Origin of the sequence: Actinopolymorpha sp. B17G11, from assembly GCF_040196095.1 — a bacterium.
GTDB lineage: Bacteria > Actinomycetota > Actinomycetes > Propionibacteriales > Actinopolymorphaceae > Thermasporomyces.
In genome coordinates this window covers 87,536-111,989 of the sequence record NZ_JBEFTW010000026.1, presented here as the reverse complement: position 1 = coordinate 111,989, position 24,454 = coordinate 87,536, and the positions used below count along the sequence as shown (strand labels likewise).

Here is a 24,454-nt window from a genome sequence, read left to right as displayed (position 1 = left end):
GTCGGACGTCGGTGGTGAGGTCGCTGGTGGCTGGTCATCGGGTCCCCGATCCGCCCCGACGGCGGCGGGCCGAATGGCCGGTCCAGACCACCACCGCCTGGCTCGTCTGCGGCATCAGCTCCGGCAGGAACGCGGCCTGCTCGGCGGCGCGCTCGAACATCGTGCGGGCATCCTCGAGAGCGTCTTCGAGTTCCACGACCCGCGTGCTCAACAGCTCAACCTGGGTCTCCAGCTCGAGGATCCGCTTGACGCCCTCCAGCCCGATGCCAGACGCGGTGAGCTGCGCGACGTGGCGAAGCGTCTCGATGTCGCGCATCGAGTAGCGCCTACCCCCGCCGACGGCCCGCCCCGGCGTCACCAGTCCGATCCGGTCGTACGTCCGGAGGGTCTGTGGATGCAGGCCCGTCAGCTGGGCGGCGACGCTGATGACGTACGCCGGCGTGTCGGCGTCCATCGTGATGTCGAACGGCATCCGGGACCGCGTGTTCCGGTCGGTCATGAGGCGCCTCCCTTACCGTCGAAGAGGTCCTGCCGTGCGCCGTCGACGCCGGTCGCCCTGCGGTAGGCGTCGAGCGCTGCCTTCGCGTCGTCGTCGAGATGGTCGGGGACGAGCACCTCGACGGTCACGAGAAGATCGCCCTTGGTGCCGTCACGGCGCGCCGTGCCCCTGCCCCGGACGCGGAAGGTGCGGCCGTTGGGAGTGCCGGGCGGAACCTTCAAGGTCACCGGCGGGCCAGCGAGGGTGGGAACCGTGATCTCGCCACCCAGGGCCGCCTCGGGGAACGTGATCGGCACCGTGATCGTGAGATGCTCGCCACGCCGCCCGAACCGCTCGTGCGCCTGGACGTGCACCGTGACGTAGAGGTCGCCCGCGGGGCCACCGCGCTCACCGGCCGCACCTTTGCCGCGCAACCGGATCCGCTGACCGTCGCGAACTCCTGCCGGGATGCGCACCTGCATGGTGCGCGACGACGTGCCGCGGCCGGAGCCGTGGCAGGTCGGGCACGGCTCGTCGACGACCAGCCCGCGGCCCCGACAACTCCGGCAGGGCTCACTCATCGCCAACCGGCCACCCTGGGTGGTGGCCCGCATGCCGACACCCTCACAGTCGGGGCAGACGCGCGGCACCGTTCCAGCCTTGGCGCCGGTGCCCGAGCATGCCGGGCACGGGCTGTCACTGGTCATCCGCAGCGGCACGGTCACGCCGTCGACCGCGTCCCGGAAGCCGATCGTCGCCTCGGTCTCGACGTCTGCACCCCGGCGGGCCCGCGTGCCGGGCGGCGGGGTGCGGGTGCGCCCACCGGTGAAGATGCCGCCGAGCAGGTCACCGAGGCCGCCGGTCTGGCGGCCGCCCTGCTGGGTGAAGATGTCGCCCAGGTCGAACGGGAACCCGCTCCCGGTCTGGCCGCCGCCCGGCCCACCGGGGAACCGGTAGCCGCCGGCGCCGCCGAACAACGACCGCGCCTCGTCGTACTCCTTGCGGCGGGTCGGGTCGGACAGCACCGAATAGGCCTCGGACACCTCCTTGAAGCGTTCCTCAGCCTTCGGGTCGCCCTTGTTGGCGTCCGGGTGGTTCTGCCGGGCAAGCTTGCGGTAGGACTTCTTGATGTCGTCGGCCGACGCATCCTTGGGGACGCCGAGCACCTTGTAGAAGTCCTTCTCCAGCCACTCTTTGGTGCCCATCGGTGCTCCTCACCCCCTTCTGGCTACACGTCGTCCGATGCTGGGGACGCGCCGTCGGCACCGCCGGGGCCGCCCGGACCGTCGAGGTCGTCGGGGCCGGCGGCACGGTCACCGTCGACCTGCTGTGCGGGCAGCCCGGCCGTGGGTTCGGCGACCGCGACCCGGGCCGGCCGCAGGATGCGTTCGCCCATGCGGTAGCCGGGCTGGAGGATCGACGAGCAGGTCGGGCCGTCCACATCGTCGGCGTACGAGTGCATGAGCGCCTCGTGGATCCTCGGGTCGAACGGATCGCCCGGTTCGCCGAAGGCCACCAGGCCCAGCTTGGTGAGGACGGACTCGAGCGCCTCCGCCACCGCCTTGAACCCACCTTCGAGCTCGCCGTGCTCTCTGGCGCGACCGATGTCGTCCACGACCGGGAGCAGCTCGGACAGCACGCCTCCCACGGCGAGCTCGCGCACTGCCTCGCGGTCACGCTCGACCCGGCGCTTGTAGTTGAGGTACTCCGCCTGCACCCGCTTGATGTCGTTGGTGCGATCGGCCAGCGCGGCCTTCAGCTGGGCGATCGGCTCTGCGGCCTCGCCCGCCGCTTCCGCCGGCGTGGCAGCCCCCTCAGCCACTTCGGTCTCGTCGACGTCCTCCCGGCGATGCGCGCCCGGCGCCCGGGTCGACGACTTCGGCCGGGCCGCCTCCCGGACCTCACCGGTCTCCGGGTCGATGCGTCGCCGGTCGCGGATCACGGGGCCTTCCTCGTTCTCCTCGGCTGGACTCACTTCTGACCGCCCTGCCCTTCGCCACCAGACTTCTCGTCGTCCACGATCTCGGCGTCAACGACGTCGTCATCCTCGGTCTGAGCGCCGCCCTCGCCCGACTCGTCCGTCGTCGCACCGGCGTCAGCGGTCTGGGACTGCTGCGCCGAGGCGTACATCGCGGCGCCCATCTTGTTGCGCGACTCCGACAGCTTGTCGAACGCCGCCTTGATGGCGTCGTTGTCGTCGCCCTCCAGTGCCTTCTTCAGTTCGGCTGCGTCCCGCTCGACCTCTTCCTTGGCGTCGGCCGGGACCGTGTCGGGGTTGTCGGCGATGAACTTCTCGGTCTGGTAGACCGCTGAGTCCGCCTGGTTGCGCAACTCGGCTGCCTCGCGACGCTTGCGGTCCTCCTCGGCGTACTGCTCGGCGTCGCGGACCATCCGGTCGATGTCGTCCTTCGGCAACGCAGAACCACCGGTGACGGTCATCTTCTGCTCGCGTCCGGTGCCGAGGTCCTTCGCCGACACGTGCACGATGCCGTTGGCGTCGATGTCGAAACCGACCTCGATCTGCGGGACATTACGCGGCGCAGGCGGCAGCCCGGTCAGCTCGAAGTTGCCGAGCGACTTGTTGTCACGGGCCATCTCGCGCTCGCCCTGGAAGACCTCGATCATCACCGACGGCTGGTTGTCCTCCGCCGTCGTGAACACCTCTGACCGCTTGGTCGGGATCGTGGTGTTGCGTTCGATGATCTTCGTGAAGACACCGCCCTTCGTGGCGATGCCGAGCGAGAGCGGGGTGACGTCGAGCAGCAGGACATCTTTGACCTCACCCTTGAGTACGCCCGACTGCAGCGACGCGCCGACGGCGACGACCTCGTCGGGGTTGACACCCTTGTGTGGCTCCTTGCCGCCGAGCAGGTCCTTCACCAGGTCGGCGACGGCCGGCATGCGGGTCGATCCACCGACCAGGATCACGTGGTCGATCTTGGCGATGTCGATCGACGCGTCCTTCAACACCTGCTGGAACGGGCGACGGCACCGCTCGAGCAGGTCAGCGGTCAGGCGCTGGAACTCGGCCCGCGTCAGTTTCTCGTCCAGGTGCAGGGGGCCCGATTCACCCAAGGTGATGTAGGGCAGGTTGATCTGGGTCTCAGACGCGCTCGACAGCTCGATCTTCGCCTTCTCGGCGGCTTCGGTGAGCCGTTGCTTGGCGATCTTGTCGGCACCCAGGTCGATGCCCTGCTTGTTCTTGAACTGCGTCACCAGCCAGTCGACGATCTTCGCGTCCCAGTCGTCACCACCCAGGTGGTTGTCGCCACTGGTCGCCTTCACCTCGAAGACACCCTCACCGATCTCCAGCAACGACACGTCGAACGTGCCGCCACCGAGGTCGAAGACGAGAATCGTCTGGTCGGACTCCTTGTCCAGGCCATAGGCCAGCGCGGCCGCGGTCGGCTCGTTGATGATCCGCTGGACGTTCAGTCCCGCGATCTCCCCGGCCTCCTTCGTCGCCTGCCGCTGCGCATCGGAGAAGTACGCCGGCACCGTGATCACCGCGTCGGTGACAGCCTCCCCCAGGTAGGCCTCTGCGTCGCGCTTCAGCTTCTGCAGGACGAACGCCGAGATCTGCTGAGGCGAGAACGACTTGCCATCGATCTCCGTCTTCCACGTCGTGCCCATGTGCCGCTTCACCGACCGGATCGTCCGGTCGACGTTCGTCACGGCCTGCCGCTTGGCGACCTCACCGACCAGGACCTCACCGGACTTCGCGAACGCCACCACCGACGGCGTCGTGCGCGAGCCCTCGGCGTTGGTCACAACCGTCGGCTCTCCGCCCTCCAGGACGGCAACCACAGAGTTCGTCGTACCAAGATCAATACCCACCGCACGAGCCATCGTGTTGCAACCTTTCCTCGATCACCGGCACCTGCACGGGCCGGCGGCGACACCTACGCGTGGCAGGCCGACCGGGTGACGGCGCCGCTTCAGTACCCGGGCCAGCCTTGAGTCATCTGCGCTCAATCCTGCAGGGGGCACCGAGTTCTGTCAATAGACCTGAGTCGGGATGACTCAGGTTCGGTGCGCAGTTCGGCGGCAGGATCCTTTAGCGGTACGAAGAGGGGCAAACCTGACCGCCATCAAGGTGCGGATGACCGTAGCTCTGGTGGCGGGCCGATCACCGGTGCGGGCCGATCACTGGTACGGACCGAGGACCCGTACGGTCCCGCCACGGCCCGCATGATCACGGGCGGACCCGGCGGGCGCGGGGCGGGCTGGGTATTGATCGGGAACCGTGGGCGGCTAGCTGCAGGTGTAGACCTTGACGTTGTCGACGTTGAGGACGGACGACGGGTTGTTGTCGTCCCCCGTCGTCCCCTCCACGCTGATCCGGAACCGCACGTGGTGTCCCGCCAGCGACGACAGGTCGTATCTCGCCGACGACCAACCGTAGGAGTGGCCGCTCCACGGGCCGCCGTTGCGTGCCGCGAGCGACTGTGCCGGAAGCCAGAGCAGGCCGTCGGTGGAGTACTCCAGCCGGGCCGTGGGTCCGTCGACAGGTGCGTACAGACCGAAGAGGGTCGAGTAGTCGAGCCGGAGGCGACCGCCCGCCGGAACCGGGATCGGCTCCGAGGTGACCGACGTCTCCTCGATCTCGCCCTCCGTGGTGGACAGAAGCAGGGCGTCGGCGCCGCGGTTGACGTTGGCGAACCCGAAGTCGGCCACGCTCAGGCCCGAGCCCTCGCTGTCGACGTCCCAGTCGACGGGCGGGGCGTCGAACGCCTGGGTGTAGGACGCCTCGACCTGCTCGCCCGCCGGGCAGTACGCCGCCGCAACCGGAGCGGACTCGGCCGCGTCCTTGTGCATCTCGGTGGCGCGTACGGCCTTGTCGACCTGTGCGCAGTCGTCCTCGGTGATCCCGGTGCCGGGTTTGCCGATGTTCTTCCGGCACGACAACGGCAGGACGTGGAACAACTCCTTGTAGTCCGCGCCGGAGGTGAGGATCCGCTGCGCCGTCCAGTAGATCGTGAACGTCTTGTCCAGGCCCAGTCCGCGGACGTCATAGCCGTTGAACCTGTCGCCCTGGGCGATCAGATAGGCGGCCTTGTTGCCCGGACCGCTGTTGCTGTGCACCCCGCCGAAGTCCTGATGGTCCGGGTCGGCGTCCCACAGCGAGGACGTCAACCGGTCGGGGCTCTGGGTCGCCGTCGGGTCCGCCATGCTCCGCAGCGGAACCGGCATCGACGCAGCACCCGGCCGGCTGTCCTCACCGATGTACCAGGCCTCAGCGCTGCCCTGCTTCTCCGGGTTGGCCGCGAGGTCGATCAGGTTGCCGAAGACGTCGGACATCGACTCGTTGATCGCGCCCGACTGGTAGACGTAGTAGAGCTGCGACGTGTGCGCGGTCACCCCGTGGGCGAGTTCGTGTGCGGTGACGTCGAGGCCGGTCACGCCGTCGCCGTAGACCAGCTGTTGCAGGGTGTCGCTCCAGAACGCGTTGGCCAGCGGACACCCCTCCTGGTAGCCGGTGGCGCAGACGCGGGTGGTCGCCCGGAGGCTCCTGTCCTCGCCTCCGACCAGGGCCGAGACGTCGAGGCCGGCCAGCCTGGAGTACTGCTCGGCCGTCTCGCCGAGGTTGTCATAGACCGTGTCGACGTCGGCGATGCCGGAGGGCCCCTGACCTTCCTGGCGGGAGTACGCGACGGTCAAATCGTCACAGGCCGCACTCTCGGGCACGCCCACGTCGCGGTTGTCCAGGTCGCAGACCTTGCGGTTGACCGCCTCGTGATTGTTGCTGTAGGCGAGGGCAACCGACTCGAAACCCGGGTCGACGAAGATGGTGTAGTCGATCAGGCCGTCGCGGCTCGACACATGCAACTTCTGCGTCTCGCGGTTGACCGCGGGCCCCGGCGCGCCGAGCAGTCTGGGGTTGTAGATCCAGTCGCCCTGGTCCTCCACGCGCAGGCCGAGGGCGGGGACATCGGCCTTGTCCGCGACGTACTCCCGCGCGACCACCCGTGCGCGCGCGTCGCTGAACAGACTGGTGGGAGCCTCGACCACGCCCGAGACCGTCTCCCCGAGCAGCGCCTCGAGTCCGCCCGAGTGGTCGAGGGTCGCCGTGACGTCGCCGGCCACCACCGGGAGTCCGTTGATGTACTGCTGCAGCCGAACCACCTCTCCGCCGGCCACCGTCGACGCGCCCGCCGGCCGGAGCGTGTCGGCATCGATCCCCATCTTCGCGGCGAAGCGTTCGAGGTGGGTGCGGGCCGCGTCCTCCGGCGACCCGGTCATTCCCTGGGGTAACGCGACCGGGGCGTCATCGGCCAACAGGCCACGGACCAGCCCGTCGGCTCCCTCGAGCAGAGTGACTCCGTCGTCGGACCGCTCGACGGGGAACGCGGGGCCGGTCGACGATCCGGCATAGGACGGAGCGGCAAGCGCGACCAGTGCACTTCCGCTGATGACCGTCGCCAGGGCGGCCAGGCCGCCGACTGCGCGTCGGTACTTCACAGGGACTCCCATCGTCGGAACCGTCGGTCGGGGTCACGGAGAACGGTGCCGGCGAGAGCCTAGTAGCAGACCGGGCGCATTGCCTACCCAACGGTGCGTACCGGAAACACGCCCCGAGACAGGCCAAAACACCGCAAGACAACCGACACACGTCTGTCATGAACCGTACGAAAAGCCCGCGAACGCCAAGGGCCCCGAACCACCTCCTGTGAGGAGGCGGACCGAGGCCCCTGGGGGTACGGCTATGACTCAGCCGCAGTTGTAGATCTTGAAGTTGTCGACCCACCAGGCGGAGTTGTCAGTCGCCACCGCCGAGTGGAACCGGAACTTCACCGACTTCCCAGCCAGGCTGGAGGCGTCGTAGCGGGTGCCGCCGAAGCCCAGCGAGTTACCGGCGAAGCTGTCGGCACCGCCGAGTGTGTCGACCGGCACGTCCTCACCGTTGACATTCGGCAGGTCAGCCGCGGGCTTCCAGGTGAGGCCGTTGTCCTCGGAGTACTCGAGTGCCGCGCCGTCACCGTCGTCGAGCAGATAGGCGTGGTCGTACCGGATGAACGCATCGGCCGGTATCTCCACTGCCACGCTCTGCGTCAGCGAGATGTCGTCGCCGGCGAGTGACCAGGCCACCGCCGCTTCCTCACCGACCGCGGCGTAGCGGTAGAAGCCCACCTCGTTGCTGAGGAACCAGTTGCCTTGGAACGTCCAACCATCGTTCTTGGACTCGAAGCCCTGGACGTAGGACGGCGTGTGCTTCAGGCCGTCCTCGCAGTAGTCGACGTTCTGCGCCGAACCCTGCACCGGGTCCTTGTACATCTCCGTCGCCCGGACGACCTTGTCGACCTGCTGGCAGTCGTCCTCGGTGATGTAGCTACCGGCCCGACCGATGTTCTTCCGGCAGGACAGCGGCAGGGTGTAGAAGACGTCCTTGTAGTCCGCACCCGGCGGCAGAAGGTTCTGCAGCGTCCAGCCGATCTTCGCGGTCTTCGCCGGCCCGAGCCCACGGATCTGGTAGCCGTTGAAGTCCTCGCCGTCGGTCATCAGGTAGATGGCCTTGTTGAAGACACCGCTGTTGTAGTGGACGCCACCGTTGTCCTCGAACGACGTGCCGTCGAAGAAGTCCGGCGACGTCATCCGGTCGGGCTGACCGAGCGATCCGGGGTCCTGCATGTCGCGGATCACGCCGAGCGAGGAGCCCTCGCCGATCTGCCAACGGGTGTCGGCGTTGTCGTCGTCACTGCCGTTGTTGATGTCGACCATCTCGCCCCAGAAGTCGGAGAGGCCCTCGTTGATGGCCCCCGACTGGAAGATGTACGCGAGGTTCGACGTCTGCTGGGTGACACCGTGCGCGAGTTCGTGCGCGGTGATGTCGTCGGTCGTGACGCCTTCGCCGAACACCATCTGCTCGCCATCCCAGAAGGCGTTCTCGTAAGGGCACGCCTCGGTTGTGCACACCCGCACGGTGGCGCGGAGGGCCTTACCCTGCCCGTCGCCGTAGTCGGTCCCGATGAGCTGGGTCACGTCGGTGTTGATGTAGCTCGAGAACCGGACCGAGGTGTCGTGGAAGTAGTCGTAGACCTTGTTGACGTCATCCACCGCCGACGGCGCGTCACCCTCGGTGCGGGCGTAGGCCACCGTCTCGCCGTCACAGGCGTACTCCTCGACGACCTGCGACTCCGCGTCACACACCACGCGGTTGATGGCGTGCTGCACCAGCGAGTATGCGATCTCGGTCTTGCGGGTGGCGGCGTTCACGAGCACCTGGTAGGAGATGTCGAGGTTCTCGCTGTGCACCTTGTAGCTGTAGACCGGCTCGATGCCCTTGGCGTCAGGCACGCCGAGCACCTTGCCGTCGTACCACGCCCTGCCCTCGGACTCGACCTCGAGGCCGCTGGTCGACCCCAGCTTCTCGCGCCGGGCGACGACCTGCTTGGCGGCGTTCGCGAGCTTGCTCTCGCCGAAGAGGTCAAGCGTGGGGAACGACCGCTGCGGCTTGCCGCCGGTCTCACCCACGATGAACTCGAGATTGTTGAGGCTGTCGAGCGAGACGACCACCTGGCCACCGAAGACGTCGATGCCGTCCACGGAACGGTCGAACCGGACGGCACTGCCGTCGCCGAGGTCGGTGGCCTTGGCGAGGCTGAGCTCTTCGCTCTGGACGCCGAATGCACGCGCGTAACGCGTCAGGTGAGCTTCGGCCGCCGCCTCTGGCTTGGCTTTGGCAGTGATGCCCTGTGGACGCTCGATGGTGCCGCCCTTGGACTCAAGGACACGCACGGTGCCGTCGTTCCCCCGCTGGGAAACGATGGCGTCGGGCTGCTTTCCGAACACGGGACTCGTCAACGAGCCCGCGTTGGCCGGAGCTGCTGTGGCAACCACTGCCGAACCGCTCAGCACAGTGGCTAGAGCCGCCAGGCCGCCGACCAGGCGCGATCTCACGTGTGACCCCCCGAGGGTGTCGTCTGGACGAAACAGACGGAGCCTAGAGCAATTCCCGGATCGCCCGGAAGGTGGGTTGTGGAAAACAAGTCCCAATTGGTGCGCAACGCCGGGACTGTGGATAAATCCTCATGTACGTCCGCAGTGCGCAGCGTCCACAATCGGTCAAATCGGGCGGATGCGGGACCCGTGCGGGTGTCCCAGTACCCACGCCAGAGACGAGCCCCGCGAGGGGCTGTTCACAGCGCGCGGATCGTGCGCTCCAGCCGCGCGGCGACGTCGCCCAGCAGGCGGTGACGGCCGTCCTCGACCACCAGGACTCCGTTCGCGACGACGACGTCGACGTCACTCGAGGTCGCCGCGAACACCGCGGCGTCGGCGGCCTGGTCCGGCGTCGCGCCCGCCGTGCGCACCGAGTCCAGTCGTACGCAGACCAGGTCGGCGCGGGCGCCCGCGCTGATGACACCGGCGTCGTCGGTACCGAGCGCGTGGTGACCGGACTCGGTGACGGCGCGGAGAAGCTCGGCGGCCGACCAGTGCCCGCGTTGACCGGACGCGAGCCGCTCGTGGTGTTCGAGGGCGCGGGCCTCCTCGAACATGTCGATCACCGCGTGGCTGTCGGTGCCGAGAACCAACCGGCTGCCGGCGCGGTCGAGCGTCGCGGCGGGGGCGATGCCGTCGGCCAGGTCGCGTTCGGTGGTGGGGCACAGACAGATGGTCGTGCCCGTCCCGGCGAGCAGGCCGATGCCGTCACCGTCGAGGTGGGTGGCGTGGACTGCGGTCGTACGCGGAGAGAGTGCGCCGGCGTCGAAGAGCAACCTCGTGGGGGAAACGCCGTAGGCCGCCGCGCAGTCGTCGTTCTCGCGGCGCTGCTCCGACAGGTGCACGTGCAGCGGACGTTCGCGCTGGGCTGCCCAGCCGACGACGCCGGCGAGCTGGTCCATCGGCACCGCACGTACGGAGTGGATGGCCGCGCCGATCACGACGTCCGCCGCGGCCGCGTAGGCGTGGTCGAGCCGCTCCACCCGGTCGGCCCAGCGGTCCACGTCGCCATCGCCGAAGCGGCGTTGGGCGCCGGCCAGCGGCAGACCGATCCCTCCGGACAGGTAGCAGGCGTCGAGCAGCGCGATCCGCAGCCCGGCGGCGCGCGCCGCGGCGACGAGGGCGTCCGCCATGACGTTGGGTTCGGCGTACGACCTGCCCTGTCGGTCGTGGTGCAGGTAGTGGAACTCCCCGACACACGTGACGCCGGCGAGCGCCATCTCGGCGTATGTCGCCGTCGCCAGGTCGAGGTAGCTGTCCGGGTCGAGCCGGTCCGCCACGTCGTACATCTGGGTCCGCCAGGTCCAGAAGCTGGACGCTTCGGAGCTCGCTCTGTGCGTACGACCGCGGAGGGCGCGGTGGAACGCATGGGAGTGGCCGTTCGCGAGACCGGGCAGCGTGAGTCCGCGCAGCGTCTTCGCTCCAGGGGGCGGCGACGGGGTGTCCGGCTCGACCCCCACGATCCGGTCGCGGTCGACGCGGACGAGAACGTTCGCTGTCGGCGTGATGCCGGGCGGGATCCAGGCGAGCTCGCACCAGTACGCGGACGGCTCCGGCCGCGTGGTCGGTGCGGTCGGAGTCGCCGGCGTCGGCGCGGTAGGAGTCGGCGCGGTAGGAGTCGACGGCGTCGCTGTCACTGGCGTCGGCGAGATCGAGGTCGGCGGCCTCGACGGTCCGCTCATGTGCCTCCCTTTCTCCCTGACGTCCTTACCCTCGTGGACGACCTCTACCGCCGTGCGGTCGCGCGCTGAGAAGGTGAGCGGATGCGGACGACGGCGGTGAAGACGTACATGCAACGGGTCGGCGAGCGGCCCCGACTGCTGGTGAAGGTCGAGACCGACGAAGGAATCGTCGGATGGGGCGAGGCCTTCAACCACGGGCCCGACTGGGCGCTCGTCCCGTTGCTCGACTACCTGTTCGCCCAGATCAGGGGCGTCGATCCGCGGCGCATCGAGTTCATCGTACGAAGGCTGCTGCAGTCGTCGCGGTTCCCGCCCGGCGCGCTCGGGTTGGCGGCGTTGTCCGCCCTCGACCACGCGCTGTGGGACATCTCCGCCAAGGCGGCCGACCTGCCGGTCTACATGCTCCTCGGCGGTCATGCCCGCGACCGCGTGCGCGTCTACTGCGGTGTCTACTCTGCGCCTGATCCGGCGGAGTGCCGTGATCTGACGCAGCGGCTGAATGCCGAGTACGGGTTCACGGCGTTCAAGCTCAGCCCCTATCGGCGCGACCTGAACCAGGGACGTTGGGGCGAGACGTGCCGGTTGGCGGCGGACTACTTCGCTTCGTTGCGCGAGCTCAGCCCGACCGAATGGGAGTTCGCCTTCGACGCGCACGCACAGATCTTCGAGCCGTACCAGGCGATCCAGCTGGGAAACGCCTTGGCGCCGTATGATCCGCTGTTCTTCGAGGAGCCGATCCGCCCCGAACACATCCCCGCGTGGGGCCAGTTGCGTGGTCAGCTGAAGGCGCCCATCGCCACGGGCGAGTGCCTCTATTCGCCGTTCGAGTTCCTGGAGCTGTTGAAGGTGCGAGGGGCCGACATCATCCAGCCCGACGTGTGTGTCGTGGGCGGTCTGCTGCAGTTGCGGAAGATCGCGACCATCGCCGAGGCGCACTACGTCAGCGTCGCGCCGCACAATCCGATGGGGCCCTTGGCCACCGCGGTCAACCTGCACTTCGCTGCTGCGCAACCGAACTTCAAGATCCTCGAGTACAAGGTGCCTGAGACACGCTGGTGTCCGGACCCCTATCTTCCGCGCGACGGTCATCTCGAACTCCGTCCCGACCGACCCGGCTGGGGCGTCGAGATCGACGAGGACGCGCTGGCGACCGACGACTACGTGCACTGGGAACGCAAGCTGCCGGTGCGACCGGACGGATCGACGGGCTACGTCTGAGGGATCGCCGATTCGCTCGTTCGTACCCTGGACGAGGGCGCCCCTCGAGCAAGCAGCGAGAACCGAGAGGGCGAGGCTGCTTCAGGGGAGGTCGACGGTGCGGCCTTCGGCGGCGGAACGAATGATCGCCTCGGCCACCTCGACGATCGCCTGCCCTTCGCGCATGCCGACGACGACGTTGGCGTCCCCTCGTCCGAGCACGGCGTCGCGGAAGGCTGCGAGCTCGGTCCGCAGGGGTTCCGGCTTCGCGATCGCGTACCTGATCATGTCGCCCTCGGTCACCCCACGAAACGAGGCCATCGTCTCCCACTCCAGCGGCCGCACACCGTTGGCGTGGAACGTCAGGTCCGCGGCGATGGTGTCGGCGATGAAGGCGCCGCGTTCGCCGGTCACGACGGTGACGCGCTCCTTCATCGGCGACAGCCAGTTGACGAGGTGGTTGACGACCGTGCCGTCGGCGAGTTGGGCCACGACGGCGACGAGGTCCTCGTGCTGCCGGCCGCTCTTGTGCGCAGTGCGCGCCGACACCGAACGGTAGGGCAGCTGCGTCACCCACGCCGTCGAGTCGACGTCGTGGGTGGCGAGGTCCTTGACCACCCCGACGTCGGCGACGCGGTTCGGGAACGGTCCCTGCCGGCGGGTGATGACCTGGTAGATCTCGCCGAGCTCGCCGTGTTCGAGGCGCGCGCGGAGGTTCTGCAGCGCAGGGTTGTACCGCTCGACGTGACCGACGCAGCCGACGACGCCGGCCGCCTCGAACGCCTCGGCGAGCCGGGCAGCGCCCGCCGCCGAACTGGCCAGCGGCTTCTCGACGAGCGTGTGCACCCCGGCCGAGGCGAGCGCGAGACCGGCCTCCTCATGGCTCGCGGTGGGAATCGCGAGTACGCAGATGTCGATGCCCGCGGCGATGAGCTTCTCGACGTCGGGCAGCACATCGAGCCCGCCCGCGACCTTGTGCGGGTCGCCACCCGGGTCCGCAACGGCGACAAGCTCGACGCCCTCGAGCGACCGGAGCACTCTCGCATGGTGCCGGCCCATCATGCCGAGCCCGACCAGGCCGGCGCGTAGCACTCCCATCCCTCATCCCCCCCGTCGCGCGGGCGCGAGTCGTGCCAGTGCCCGTCGTCCACGGGTGGGTATCCCCCGTCTCGGGGCAGGCCACGCACTCATCCGGCGACCGCCTTCGCCACCGCGGCCACGATGCGTTCGAGGTCGGGGTGGGAGAGCGCCGGATGCACCGGCAGGGACAGCACCTCGCGGCAGACCTGCTCGGTCACCGGCAGCTCGACGCCACACCCGGCACCGCTGGCGAACGACGGCAGCTGGTGGGTCGGGATCGGGTAGTAGACCCCCGTCCCGATTCCGGCCTCCTGCAGTCGCGACTGGATCGCGTCGCGGTCGTCGGTACGGATCGTGTACTGGTGATAGGCGTGCTCGGCACCCTCCGCCACCTGTGGAAGGGCCACACCCGGGGCCTCGACGGCCAGCTCCGAGGACAGCACGGCGGCGTTGGCCCGTCGGCGTGCGGTCCAGCCGGTGACACGGCCGAGCTGCACGCGGCCGATGGCCGCGGCCATGTCCGTCATCCTGGTGTTGAAGCCGACGACCTCGTTCTCGTACCGGCGTTCCATCCCCTGGTTGCGAAGCAGGCGGACCTTGCGCGCGACCGCCTCGTCGGCACAGACGACCATGCCACCCTCGCCGGTCGTCATGTTCTTGGTGGGATAGAAGCTGAACGCCGCCACTTTGCCGAACGCACCGACCGGCCGGCCGCGCCAGCGGGCGAGGTGCGCCTGGCAGGCATCCTCGAAGAGGGCGAGGCCGTAGCGGTCCGCGATCGCCTGCAGGGCGTCGAGGTCGGCCGGATGGCCGTAGAGGTGGACCGGCATGATCCCGACCGTGCGGGGTGTGACCGCTGCCTCGACGGAGGCGGGGTCGAGGCAGAAGAAGCGCGGTTCGATGTCGGCGAACACCGGCGTCGCCCCGGCGAGCGCGACCGCGTTGGCGGTGCCGGCGAACGTGAACGACGGGACGATCACCTCGTCGCCCGGCCCGACCCCGGCCGCGAGCAGGCCGAGGTGCAGGGCGCTGGTGCCGGAGTTGACGGCCACGCAGGTACGCCCGTCGACCAGGGCGGCGAACTCGGTCTCGAACGCCGCGACCTCCGGCCCCTGCACCATCATCCCGCTGGCGAGGACCCGGTCGACCGCCTGGCGTTCCTCCTCGCCGATGAGCGGCCTCGCCGCCGAGATCTGCCCCGTCGACGGACCGTTCGCCCCCGCGAGTTCCATCATCGTCACTACTCCCCGTCCCCGTCGTCGTTCCTGTCACCGCCGGGCGCTTCCCGCAGCGCGGTCCCGTTCTCGCCGTCCTCGACGTACGCCGCACCGGTCGCCGGGCACCGCCACCGACCCGCGCCGACCGGCTCGAGGCGTACGCCGGCCCGTCCCACCCACCCGATCCGCCGCGCCGGCACTCCCGCGACCAGCGCGAAGGCGGGAACGTCGGCCGCCACCACCGCACCCGCCGCCACCATCGCCCACCGCCCGATCGTGACCGGCGCGACGCACACGGCGCGGGCTCCGAGCGATGCACCCTCGCGCACGGTGACACCCACGGGCGCCCAGTCCCCGGCCCGCTTCGGCGCGCCCGCCGGATCGACCGCACGCGGGTACTGGTCGTTGGTCAGGACGACCGCCGGCCCGACGAAGACACCGTCGCCGAGGATCGCCGGTTCGTAGACCAGGGCGTGGTTCTGGATCTTGACGTGGTCGCCGATGCGGACGCCGGCGCCGACGTAGGCACCTCGTCCGACCACACAGCCCGCGCCGAGCACGGCGTCCTCCCGGATCTGGGCGAGATGCCAGATGGCGCATCCCGGCCCGAGCGTCGCGCGCTCGTCGACGTCGGCAGTCGCCGCGACGAGACCCGTGGATATAGCGGTCATAGCGGATGAGCCTAACGAAGCACGGACATCCCGCAGGCGGGAAACCCAGAAGCCCGGCCGGCGCGACGTCCGGTCGGTGCACACACCTCTCACGACGCCGTGGCGACCGCCATCACCTTGCGGAACGCCGCCACCGTGTCGTCGATGTCCCGGTCGGAGAGGGTGGGATGCACCACCAGCATGAGCGACGTCTCACCGAGCTCACGAGCGACGGGTAACGGCGCCGCCGGCCGACCGCCGGGCACGTCGTCGAACGCCTTCTCCCGGTAGATCTCCGCGCACGCGCCTTGCAGACACGGCACGCCCTCGGCCGCGACGGCGGCCATGATCCGGTCCCGGTTCCAGCCGGGCGCGAGTGCCTCCGGCCGGACGAACACGGAGTACTTGTAGTAGGCGTGCCCGACCCTGGCCGGAGGAACTGTCACCCGCAGCCCTGGCAGGGCGCCCAGCCCGGCGTCCAGCGCCGCGGCGTTCCGGCGGCGCCGGCGCGACCATTCCGGCAGCTTCGCCAGCGCCCGCCGGCCGGCAGCGGCCTGCACCTCGGTCATCCGGGCGTTGGTCCCGAACGACTCGTGCAGCCACCGGAACCCCGGCGGGTGGTCGCGTTCGTACACCGCTTCGTAGCTCTTGCCGTGGTCTTTGTACTCCCAGACCGCCCGCCAGATCGCCTCGTCGTCGGTCGTGACCATGCCACCCTCACCGGCGGTGGTGAGGATCTTGTCCTGGCAGAACGACCAGGCCGCCACGTGCCCGAACGTGCCGACCGACTGCCCGTCGAGCGTCGCCCCGTGTGCCTGGGCGCAGTCCTCGACGACGACGGCACCGATCTCGTCGGCGAGCGCCACCAACTCCCCCATCGGCGCCGGCCAGCCGGCCAGGTGCACCGGGACGATGGCCTTCGTCCGCCGCGTCACCGCCTGTCGGACGGTTGCCGCGGTGAGGGTCTGACTCACGGCGTCGATGTCGGCGACCACCGGCGACGCGCCGACCGCGACCGCCGCGCTCGCCGTACCGATGAACGTCCGGGCGGGTACGACGACGTCGTCGCCGGGGCCCACACCGGTCGCACGCAGCGCGAGTTCGAGCGCCACCGTGCCGTTGCTGAGTGCCACGGCGTGCCTCGCCCCGACGGTCGCCGCGAACTCCCGCTCGAACTCCCGTCCCTCCTCGCCGGTCCAGTAGTTGACCAGGCCAGAACGCAGAACGCCGACCACGGCGCGTACCTCGTCGTCGGCGAAGTACGGCCACGGCGGAAACGGGGCCTGCCGGACGGGTACGCCGCCGAAGGCCGCCAGGTCGCGGGCCCGCTCGGTCACCGGCACGATCGGCCCACCAGAACGGGCCCCCTCGGACAGGACCGTTCCACGGGGAAGGTCCGACCCCTCGGGCAGGGGCAGGGCCATCGGTCAACCTCCCATGTTGAGGAGCAGGTCGGACAGGATCGCGAACATCACCGCATCGTGCCGCGTCGCCTCCCCACCGCTGAACGAACCGTCCGAACGCTGCTTGCGGATCGCGTCACCGACGTAGCTCGTGATGTCCGAGCTCAGGTTGAGGCCGTAGACCGACGCGTAGCCCTCGGTCGGCACCAGGCCGTCGCGGGCATGGTTGGCCATCCAGCTGAATCCGCGGGCGGCGTGGCCCACCCAGTCCTCGCGGCCGCGCATCTCGCCGTACTCCAGCAGTCCGGTGTAGGCGATGTTGGCGTAGCCGCCCGAGTGCGGCGAACTCTCGTACCACGAGTACGGAATCGAGCCGTCCGCGCGCACCTTGCTGGCGAGGTTTCTCGCGATGGCGTCGCCGTAGGTGAGCAGCCGCTTGTCACCGGTCTCGACGTACAACGCCTTGAGGAACGACAGGCCGGCGCCGTCGATGTTGTAGACCTCGACCGAGGAGTTCCTGACGGCGGACACCACGCGGTGGGTACGCACGCGGGGGTCACCCGGCGGCAGGATCGGCTCCAGGGTGCAGTAGGGGATGCTGCCGCGGGTGCGCTTGGAGTCGAGCCACTGGAATCCGTTGGATCCGCGCAGCAGGTAGTCCATCGCACGGACGGACGCGGCGAGGTAGCGCGAGTTGCCGTAGACCTTGAAGCCCTCCAGCAGGGCACTCGCCGCCGCGATGGTGACCACGGCGAGCGGTTCGCCGGCCGCGTGGGTGGTCGTGCCCCCGTGATAGTGCGCCGACGCGCTGAAATGTCCCTGCCCGGTGCCGAACGCCCAGGGCAGACCGAACGAACCATCGGCCCGCTGGTGCCTCACCAGCCACTCGAGGCCGCGGCGGGCCTGTGCCTCGTACTCCGCCTCCTGCGAGGACTGCGCCCGCTTCAGGTAGCCCTGGGTGAGGACCGCGATGGCCTGCGGGTCCTGCCGGATGTCGCCCTGCCAGTACGGATGGGCGATCGCCCAACCGCCGTCGCGCGTCTCGCGCTCCTCGAGGTAGCCGGCGAGCTTGTCGACAGCCCCGCGTACGGCCAGTCGGTTGGGCAGCTGGACGCCATCGGCCCGCGAGTCGAAGTTCTGCGCGGCGACGAAGATCGGGAACTCCGCCTGCGCCATGGGGTCGCCCAGTGTCGCGACCGGGAAGCCGGTGCCCGGTGTCGGGCTGAAGCGGCCGGTGACGTGGATGGTCGCGGACTCTCCCGGCCGGACGAGGATGGTCCGGGTCGAGGCGTCGTAGCGGGCGGCGCCGCTCAGTTCGTACGTCATCCTGACGCCGCCCTCGCTCGCCAACGCGCGCCGGCCGACGACCTGCAGGTGCTCACCGAACGCGTCGATGGTGCCCACATGGACACCGCCCGGTGTGGGCGTCGTGACCTGCAGGGAGAGCGTGTCGTCGCGCTCGCCCCGGCGGACGCCGGTGCCGCCCCACACCTCGAGGATCGGGCTCTGCGCCAGCTTGACACCGTCGAGCCAGACGGTCCGCCCCGGCCCGGAGACCGCGACCTCCACCTCGACGAACGACGTACCCACCGGCGACCGTGCCTTGGCCGAGACACCCTCCCACCGGTGTTTCACCGCGTCTGCGCCCCGGTCGATGCCAGAGCCGATGACGCGTCGGTTGTCGTCGTAGAACACGATCCTGACCGACTCACCGCCGGACGAACCGTCGACCGAGGAGCGCCGCCACACCGTTGCTTCGTACGTACGCTGCGGAAGGGCGGGCATTGCGGCGCTGCGCAGCGTGAAGCGGTCGCCCGCAGCGGGCACCGCCACCCGGAGCGACCGCTCGCCCCCCTTCGCCACGTCGGTCGTGGTCGCGGTCGCGGGCCTGCCGGTGCGCCCGCAGGTCCAGCTACGGGGACAGCGGGTGAACGGCCGGTCCTCGAAGCTCGCGTTGACGGGCAGGATCGGCGCTTCGGGTTGCACCGCGCGGTCGGCGAGCCGGTCGACCAACCGGTTGTGTTGCACCGAACGGGCCTGGGTGCTCACGGGCGAGGGCTCGTCGGACGCCTGCTGGATACGCGAGGCGTCCGCACACGCGGTGGCGGTGAGCACGAGGACACCGACCGTCGCCATGGTCGTGCGAAGGTACGCCGACCCACGGCGGCGCCGCCGCAGGGCGAACGGGGTGCGCCACGTCAAGCGCACGCGCCCGTGGCGCATCGTCCTCGCTTCACCTGCCCCCACGTGATGTGCAGCTCCTCCCGGACGGACGGTCGCGTCAAGGTGCGGCGACGAGGTCGTTCAGCACCTTCTCGAGGCGGGCCGCCATCACGGTACGGGACGCGTGCCGGTCCACATAATCGCGAGCCCGCTGGCTCATCGTCTCCCGGTCGTCCACGGATCGGTCACGCAGCACCTCGATCGCGGTGGCCAGTGCGGCACGCCCGGAGGCACCGTCGCGTGGCGATCCGGGCACCGCGCAGCCGTGGTCGACGAGCTGCGCCTCGAGCCCACCGCCGACGTTGGTGATCACCGGGAGGCCCGCCGCCATGTAGTCGTACATCTTGTTCGGGCTCATCGCCTCGCGGAACAACTCCGACTGCGCGAGGGTGTGCAGGCCGACGTCACAGCCGACGAACACGTTACCGAGGTCGCGTTTCGGCACGGGGTCGCAGAAGCGGACGTTGACCAGGCGTTCGTCATGGGCCCGCGCCACCAGCCGCTGCTTGTCCAGCCCGTCGCCGAGGAGGACGAACGTGACGTCGGTGAGGTCCTTCGCCACGTCGAGCACCAGGTCGAGGCCGTTGGCCGGACCGTGCGCCCCCGCGTAGACGGCCACGAACCCGTCGACGCCGAGCTGGGCCTGGGCCTTCTCCCGGGTCACCGTCGGGACGAAGTCGGCCGGCTCGGCACCGTTGGTGACGAGGGCGACCTTCGCAGGCGGTACGCCGAACGACGCGAAGTGGGCGTTCCAGCCGTCGGCGACCGCGACGATCCGGTCCGCCGCCCGGTAGAGGAAGCGTTCCAGACCGACGAGGACGCGGTGCAGCGGCGATCCGGCGCTGAGGTAGCCGAGTTCCACCATCGACCGCGGCCACAGGTCACGGACCTCCAGCACGAGAGGGACCCGGTGGACCTTCGCCAGTAGCCACCCGGCGAGGGGCGTCACCAGATGCGGGGACGACGCGTAGACCACGCCGACGTCGCGCCGCCGCAGCCCCACCCTCAGGGCGCCGGCGGCGTAGCGCAGCCAGCCGGCGACCCGGGCGAGTCCGTTGGACTCGTGGCCGGGCACCCGGATCGTCACGAAGTCCGGCGAGTCGCTCACGAACCGCTCGCGGGTGTTGTTGTTGCGGTCTCCGGCGACGATCAGGTGCGCCCATCCGGTGAGCCGGCCGAACAGCTCGACGTGGCGCGTCCCTCCCCCTTGTGAACGGGGCAGGGCGAAGTGGTTGAGGACGAGGACTCGGCGACGTCCGCCGGCCCCTTGCGTACGGCTCCGGCGCGGTGTCATGACTGCCGTTCGCTCCCCGTCTCGGCCGCACCCGCGGCGTCGTGTCCCGCAGCGCCCTGTCCCGCGGCGCCCTGTCCCACGGCGTCCTGTCCGGCGCTCTGTGACGTGGCGTCCGGCTCGGAGCGCGGGGTGACGCGAGGACGCAGCGGCTGCCGTCGCCTGGTGGCCGTGGCGCCGCCCACCGGCATCAGGTAGACCATCAGGACCGCGAGCAGCATGCCGTGGGTCAGGAAGACGGTCAGCATCGCGGTGTTGGACAGGCTGAACGCCGACTGCGCCATGGCCGCGATCGCGAGCCCTTCCGGCAGCCCCTTCGCGATGGCGTCGAAGAAGAACAGCACCATGCCCAGGACCGCCGTGAAGCCGAACACACCGACCAGGCCGAAGTTGGCGAACGCGTCCGCCCAGATGTTGGCGTTCGCGCTGGTCTCGGGATTGCCGTAGTAGACCTGACCGATCAGGAACGCCGGTGGCAGTTCGTACGGATACTCCACCCAGCGGCTCAGCAGCCCGTAGCCGAGGAAGCCCTTCGGGTTGTGCAGGAAGAACTCGTAGTGGTACTTCGTGTTGACCGCGCTCGTCAGCACCATCCGGCGGATCAGCACCGAGGAGGTGCTCCACCCGCCGGTGAAGAAGTCGTACGCCGTCACCGCGAAGACCCCGCTGCCGACGATCGCGGCGACCCGGTAGCCGACCCGCGAGACCGCCGTCGAGCGCACCAGGATCACCACGGCCGCCACCAGGACCGACGAGAACAGCATCTGCTTGAAGCCGGTGATCGAGACGAGGAAGAGTTCGGTCGCCACGCCGAACACCGTCCAGGCGAAGCGTTTCGTCGTCAGGCCGCGCGCGATGGCGATCGGCGCGATCACGTTGCCCAGCCAGGTGATGGCGTAGCGCGCCAGCCGCGGCACCTGCTCGAACGAGTCGCGGTACGTGTCGCGGATCTCGTAGATCTCCGACAGCGCCACCCACCGGAACTGCAGCCCGTAGTAGGCGACGACGACGCTGACCAGGCCGATCCACACGAGGGCGAAGAGCGGCCAGTACAACCGCGCGGGCAGGTGCAGGCGCGGAAGCGTCGGGAGACGGAGGGAGTAGATCAGGCCAAGCAGCCAGAACGCCGCCGCCACCGAGCCCACCATCAGCCACACCGCCGTCGACAGCCTGGTCGTGAACACCGGGACGACGTGGATGGGGGCCACGACGATCATGAAAAGCATCCAGTAGACGATCGTCGACGGACGCTTCCACGACGCCGGGAGCCGCCGGGCACACAGCAGGTAGCTCGGCAACAGAACGAGCGCGACGAAGGGGTTCGGCCCCACCTTCTCAAAGCCCAGGTAGGCAAAGGACGGCGCGATGACGAAAAAGTGCGACGCGCCGAGCCCGACCGCGTAGACCGCCAGCCACAGCAGACCGCGGCGGCCGAGCCGTGGAGCGTCGGCCGGCCGGGGACGCCGGAACGGCCGACCGGCCAGCGTCCTGGCCCCGGTCAGAGCCCTGGCCCCGGTCAGAGTCGTGGCCGTGGTTTCACGCACGTCGCAACACCCACCACGCGAGGCCGAGCACACCGGCATAGGAGAACACAAGCACCCCAGAGTAGGCAGTGACACCGAGCACGTCGGAGCCGCCGAGCGCCCACACCAGCGTGGGTACGGCGATGACGAGAACCAGCCGGCAGGCGTCCCAGACAAGGGCGACGCCCTGGCGCCCGGCGAGGTTGAAGACGTTGCCGATCGGGCTCGCCACGAACTGCAGCAGGAACGCCGCGGCCAGGATCCGTGCGTACACCCCGGACTGTTCCCACGTGCTGCCGAACACCCAGCCGAACGCCCACGGCCCCGCCACCGCGAGCAGCATGGCCGGACCGACGCCCACGACGAACAGCCGGCGGACCGCGAGCCAGGTGAGCCGGGGCAGCTGACCCGACTCGGTACGCTGCGCCGCCGCGCCCCGCCCGAGGAAGACCTGGGCCACCGACTGACCGACGACCGTGGCGGGAAGGGTGAGCAGCCGCATCGTGAACGCCAACCAACCGGCCGGTGTCGCCCCGAACGTGGCCGGGAAGACGAACGCGGGCGCCCACTGGGCGGAGCTGTTGAGCAACGCGGACCAGGTGGTGACGGCGGGGAACCGGCGGAAGCGGTGAAGTGCGGCGCGCAGGTCTGCGGTGGTCAGGCGTTCATCGTCGGGTCGTTCGGTGCCGGGTCGTTCGGTGCCGGGTCGTTCGCTGTCGCGCTTCGGGCCGCCGAACAGCGGCTGGCGACCGACCACCGACACCAGACCAAGGATCCGGCCGATGCCCAGCCCGAGGAGCAGCCCGAGCGGTCGGACGCCGGCGAAGCCGAACGACAGCTGCGCAGCCGCGGTGCCGAGCCCCTGGGCGGCATTGCGACCCGCCAGGTCCCGGTACCGTTCCGCCCGGATCAGAACCGCGCTGACCAGCTGGAACATCGCGAGCACGGCGATCGTGAGCGGCACCAGCCACCACATGGCACGCAACCCGCGCAGCGTCTCGCCGCGCGCCCACCACGGCGAGGTCGCGTAGCCGGCGATCCCGAGGACGCCCGCGATCACGACCGAGCTGAGCAGGCCGACCCGCACGACCGCGCGCGTCTCCCGCAGGTCCTGCGCGAGCGGGATCGCAAGCTCGAGCCGCATGCTCGCGAGGACGGCGCCGATCGCCACGACACCGGTGAAGAGCTGGAGCAGGGCGAAGTCTGCAGGCGCGTAGAGCCGCGACAGGACCGGCGCCCCCGCGACGATCACGCCCTGGCCGACGACGGTGCCGAGGACGATCTCGACCACACCACGCCGGGCGCCGGGACGGGCCTTGCCGGAGATCGGCGTACCGTCCAGGCTCTCTCGCGGCGCTCCCCCGAGTGCGCCCATCTACCCGCCCGTCCGGCGCGCGCCGCTCGGTGCGGTGTCGGACCCGGCGTACGGTCCCATGCTGTCGCCGGCGCGAGCACCGGCGGGGAGGAAGCCGGCGTACAGCGCGAGCAGGGTCCCTGCCTCGGTCTCCCAGGAGTACTTCGCGTGGACCGCGCGGCGGCCACGCTCGCCCATCGCGGCGGCCGCGGCGGGATCGGCGAGCAGGCGGGAGACCGCTTCGGCAGCGGCTTCGCCGTCCTCCGGGTCGACGACCACACCGGCGTCGGCCTCGGCAAGGATCTCCCTCCACACCGGGAAGTCCGATGCCACCACCGGGAGCCCCTCGGCCATGTACTCGAACATCTTCGTCGGCAGGTTCTTCTTGTACGCCTCCGGCCCGAGTTGCAGGATCAGGCCCACCTTCGCCTCGCCGATCAGCTTCCGGGCTGCGTCGGGGGGAAGGACGCCGGCATAGTCGATGACGCCGGCGAGGTCAGGCTCGCTCAACCGGTCCTGCAGCTCAGGTGGCGTGAACGGGCCGATCAGGGTGAGTTTCTCGACGTGCCGGCGGCCGGCGATCCGGGCGACGTCGAGCATGCTCGAGAGACCACGCAGGTCGGAGATGCCGCCGACGTAGACCATGCCGCGCGGACGTTCGGTGTACGCCGTGACCCCGCCGCCACCACTCCCGCCGCCACCACTCTCGCCGCCGACCCCGTCCCGGCCGTCCCTGTCCCCGCCGGCACCGTCAGCTCCACCGGCACCGTCAGCTCCACCGGCACCGTCAGCTCCACCGGCACCGTCAGCTCCGCCGGTGAGGATGGGGAAGTTGTTGACCGTGACGAGGTTCCGCGCGCCGGCGTACACACCCGCCACCAGTGGCGAGGCGGCCACGACCGCGCTCATGCCCCGACCGGCGGCACCGACCAGGAACCTTGTCCCCCACGCCACCACGGGCCGCAGCCGGTGCGGTATCCAGTGCTTGGCCAGGATCTGGTCGGGAAGCGGTTCGTGGGCGTCGAAGACCACCGTCCGCCCCCTCGCCCGGAGGGCGAACCCCAGGGGGATCAACTCAGGGTCGTGGAGGTGATAGACGTCCGCCCGTTCGGCGAGCAACGGTCGTAGCAGACCCCACACGCCCGTCGTCATGCGGACCAGCCGTGACCGGGGGGCAGGTACGGGGAGTACCCGTACGCCGGCCGCGTCGTACGCCTCCTCAGCGCGTGCGTACAGGATGACGTCGTAGCCTGCGGCAGCAAGGGTCCGGCACTGCTTGTGGAAGATCCGGATGTCGGTGGCACGGTGCACGATGGACACGTGCACGGCCTTCGGCCGCCGAGACCCCGCATCGACCGGCCAACCGTCGCCTGACGGGCCGGCCCCACTGGATCCGGCCCCACTCGATGCGGTGTT

Annotated in this window: 17 protein-coding genes; 1 reads left to right on the top strand and 16 read right to left on the bottom strand. The window is 69.8% G+C overall.

Translation table 11 applies throughout. The features are described 5' to 3' along the window. Positions 1 to 34: 34 nt before the first annotated feature. The 7 genes from ABN028_RS24045 to ABN028_RS24015 all read right to left on the bottom strand — a co-directional run bounded on the left by ABN028_RS24045 (position 35) and on the right by ABN028_RS24015 (position 11,100). Positions 35 to 499, bottom strand: coding sequence for a heat shock protein transcriptional repressor HspR (locus ABN028_RS24045; protein ID WP_349330128.1), 465 nt, complete (start codon positions 497 to 499; stop codon positions 35 to 37). Next, the gene (gene dnaJ, locus ABN028_RS24040) at positions 496 to 1,683 is read right to left on the bottom strand and encodes a molecular chaperone DnaJ (RefSeq protein WP_349330129.1); all 1,188 of its coding nucleotides are present in this window, start codon (positions 1,681 to 1,683) and stop codon (positions 496 to 498) included. Before dnaJ ends, ABN028_RS24045 begins: the two co-directional genes overlap by 4 nt. 23 nt (positions 1,684 to 1,706) lie before the next feature. Further along, positions 1,707 to 2,453: a nucleotide exchange factor GrpE gene (gene grpE / locus ABN028_RS24035; RefSeq protein ID WP_349330130.1), complete on the bottom strand. Its 747-nt coding sequence runs from the start codon at positions 2,451 to 2,453 to the stop codon at positions 1,707 to 1,709. Then, the gene (gene dnaK / locus ABN028_RS24030; RefSeq protein ID WP_349330131.1) at positions 2,450 to 4,327 is read right to left on the bottom strand and encodes a molecular chaperone DnaK; all 1,878 of its coding nucleotides are present in this window, start codon (positions 4,325 to 4,327) and stop codon (positions 2,450 to 2,452) included. Before dnaK ends, grpE begins: the two co-directional genes overlap by 4 nt. Positions 4,328 to 4,732: 405 nt before the next feature. Continuing rightward, the gene (locus ABN028_RS24025; RefSeq protein WP_349698183.1) at positions 4,733 to 6,940 is read right to left on the bottom strand and encodes a M4 family metallopeptidase; all 2,208 of its coding nucleotides are present in this window, start codon (positions 6,938 to 6,940) and stop codon (positions 4,733 to 4,735) included. Positions 6,941 to 7,189: 249 nt separating this feature from the next. After that, positions 7,190 to 9,214 (bottom strand): M4 family metallopeptidase, encoded by a 2,025-nt coding sequence (locus tag ABN028_RS24020; protein ID WP_349698182.1) that lies wholly within the window; start codon positions 9,212 to 9,214, stop codon positions 7,190 to 7,192. Between the two features lie 401 nt (positions 9,215 to 9,615). Continuing rightward, positions 9,616 to 11,100: a formimidoylglutamate deiminase gene (locus tag ABN028_RS24015; protein WP_349698181.1), complete on the bottom strand. Its 1,485-nt coding sequence runs from the start codon at positions 11,098 to 11,100 to the stop codon at positions 9,616 to 9,618. A gap of 81 nt (positions 11,101 to 11,181) precedes the next feature. On the opposite strand from ABN028_RS24015, the gene ABN028_RS24010 reads away from it, so the two are divergent. After that, positions 11,182 to 12,318: a mandelate racemase/muconate lactonizing enzyme family protein gene (locus ABN028_RS24010; protein ID WP_349698180.1), complete on the top strand. Its 1,137-nt coding sequence runs from the start codon at positions 11,182 to 11,184 to the stop codon at positions 12,316 to 12,318. A gap of 81 nt (positions 12,319 to 12,399) precedes the next feature. Here ABN028_RS24010 and ABN028_RS24005 read toward each other — a convergent pair whose 3' ends face one another. The 9 genes from ABN028_RS24005 to ABN028_RS23965 form a co-directional block, all read right to left on the bottom strand. Continuing rightward, complete coding sequence (locus tag ABN028_RS24005; protein ID WP_349698179.1) at positions 12,400 to 13,395, bottom strand: Gfo/Idh/MocA family protein; 996 nt, start codon at positions 13,393 to 13,395, stop codon at positions 12,400 to 12,402. Between the two features lie 89 nt (positions 13,396 to 13,484). Then, entirely contained in the window at positions 13,485 to 14,612 is a 1,128-nt protein-coding gene (locus ABN028_RS24000; RefSeq protein WP_502879209.1) for a DegT/DnrJ/EryC1/StrS family aminotransferase, read from the bottom strand. Positions 14,613 to 14,617: 5 nt separating this feature from the next. Then, positions 14,618 to 15,265, bottom strand: coding sequence for an acyltransferase (locus tag ABN028_RS23995; RefSeq protein WP_349330137.1), 648 nt, complete (start codon positions 15,263 to 15,265; stop codon positions 14,618 to 14,620). Between the two features lie 89 nt (positions 15,266 to 15,354). Continuing rightward, positions 15,355 to 16,668, bottom strand: coding sequence for a DegT/DnrJ/EryC1/StrS family aminotransferase (locus ABN028_RS23990; RefSeq protein WP_349698178.1), 1,314 nt, complete (start codon positions 16,666 to 16,668; stop codon positions 15,355 to 15,357). 3 nt (positions 16,669 to 16,671) lie between these two features. Further along, positions 16,672 to 18,783 (bottom strand): hypothetical protein, encoded by a 2,112-nt coding sequence (locus ABN028_RS23985; protein ID WP_349698177.1) that lies wholly within the window; start codon positions 18,781 to 18,783, stop codon positions 16,672 to 16,674. Positions 18,784 to 18,928: 145 nt separating this feature from the next. Continuing rightward, positions 18,929 to 20,164, bottom strand: a complete 1,236-nt coding sequence (locus ABN028_RS23980; protein ID WP_349698176.1) for a glycosyltransferase family 4 protein — start codon at positions 20,162 to 20,164, stop codon at positions 18,929 to 18,931. Next, positions 20,161 to 21,705, bottom strand: coding sequence for a hypothetical protein (locus ABN028_RS23975; RefSeq protein WP_349698175.1), 1,545 nt, complete (start codon positions 21,703 to 21,705; stop codon positions 20,161 to 20,163). The genes ABN028_RS23980 and ABN028_RS23975 overlap by 4 nt, the downstream gene beginning before the upstream one ends. Further along, positions 21,698 to 23,059 carry a lipopolysaccharide biosynthesis protein gene (locus ABN028_RS23970; protein ID WP_349698174.1) on the bottom strand — a complete coding sequence of 454 codons (1,362 nt, stop codon included), beginning with the start codon at positions 23,057 to 23,059 and terminating at the stop codon, positions 21,698 to 21,700. Before ABN028_RS23970 ends, ABN028_RS23975 begins: the two co-directional genes overlap by 8 nt. After that, on the bottom strand, positions 23,060 to 24,358 hold the full coding sequence (locus ABN028_RS23965; RefSeq protein ID WP_349698173.1) for a glycosyltransferase family protein: 1,299 nt from the start codon (positions 24,356 to 24,358) through the stop codon (positions 23,060 to 23,062). Positions 24,359 to 24,454: the final 96 nt, after the last annotated feature.

Coding starts and splice junctions, on each gene's coding strand:
- ABN028_RS24000 (WP_502879209.1), bottom strand. CDS start 14,612: ATGATGGAACTCGCGGGGGCGAACGGTCCGTCGACGGGGCAGATCTCG.
- ABN028_RS23985 (WP_349698177.1), bottom strand. CDS start 18,783: ATGGCGACGGTCGGTGTCCTCGTGCTCACCGCCACCGCGTGTGCGGAC.
- ABN028_RS23980 (WP_349698176.1), bottom strand. CDS start 20,164: ATGACACCGCGCCGGAGCCGTACGCAAGGGGCCGGCGGACGTCGCCGA.
- ABN028_RS24010 (WP_349698180.1), top strand. CDS start 11,182: ATGCGGACGACGGCGGTGAAGACGTACATGCAACGGGTCGGCGAGCGG.
- ABN028_RS24005 (WP_349698179.1), bottom strand. CDS start 13,395: ATGGGAGTGCTACGCGCCGGCCTGGTCGGGCTCGGCATGATGGGCCGG.
- ABN028_RS23970 (WP_349698174.1), bottom strand. CDS start 23,059: ATGGGCGCACTCGGGGGAGCGCCGCGAGAGAGCCTGGACGGTACGCCG.
- ABN028_RS24015 (WP_349698181.1), bottom strand. CDS start 11,100: ATGAGCGGACCGTCGAGGCCGCCGACCTCGATCTCGCCGACGCCAGTG.
- ABN028_RS23990 (WP_349698178.1), bottom strand. CDS start 16,668: ATGGCCCTGCCCCTGCCCGAGGGGTCGGACCTTCCCCGTGGAACGGTC.
- ABN028_RS24045 (WP_349330128.1), bottom strand. CDS start 499: ATGACCGACCGGAACACGCGGTCCCGGATGCCGTTCGACATCACGATG.
- dnaK (WP_349330131.1), bottom strand. CDS start 4,327: ATGGCTCGTGCGGTGGGTATTGATCTTGGTACGACGAACTCTGTGGTT.
- dnaJ (WP_349330129.1), bottom strand. CDS start 1,683: ATGGGCACCAAAGAGTGGCTGGAGAAGGACTTCTACAAGGTGCTCGGC.
- ABN028_RS23995 (WP_349330137.1), bottom strand. CDS start 15,265: ATGACCGCTATATCCACGGGTCTCGTCGCGGCGACTGCCGACGTCGAC.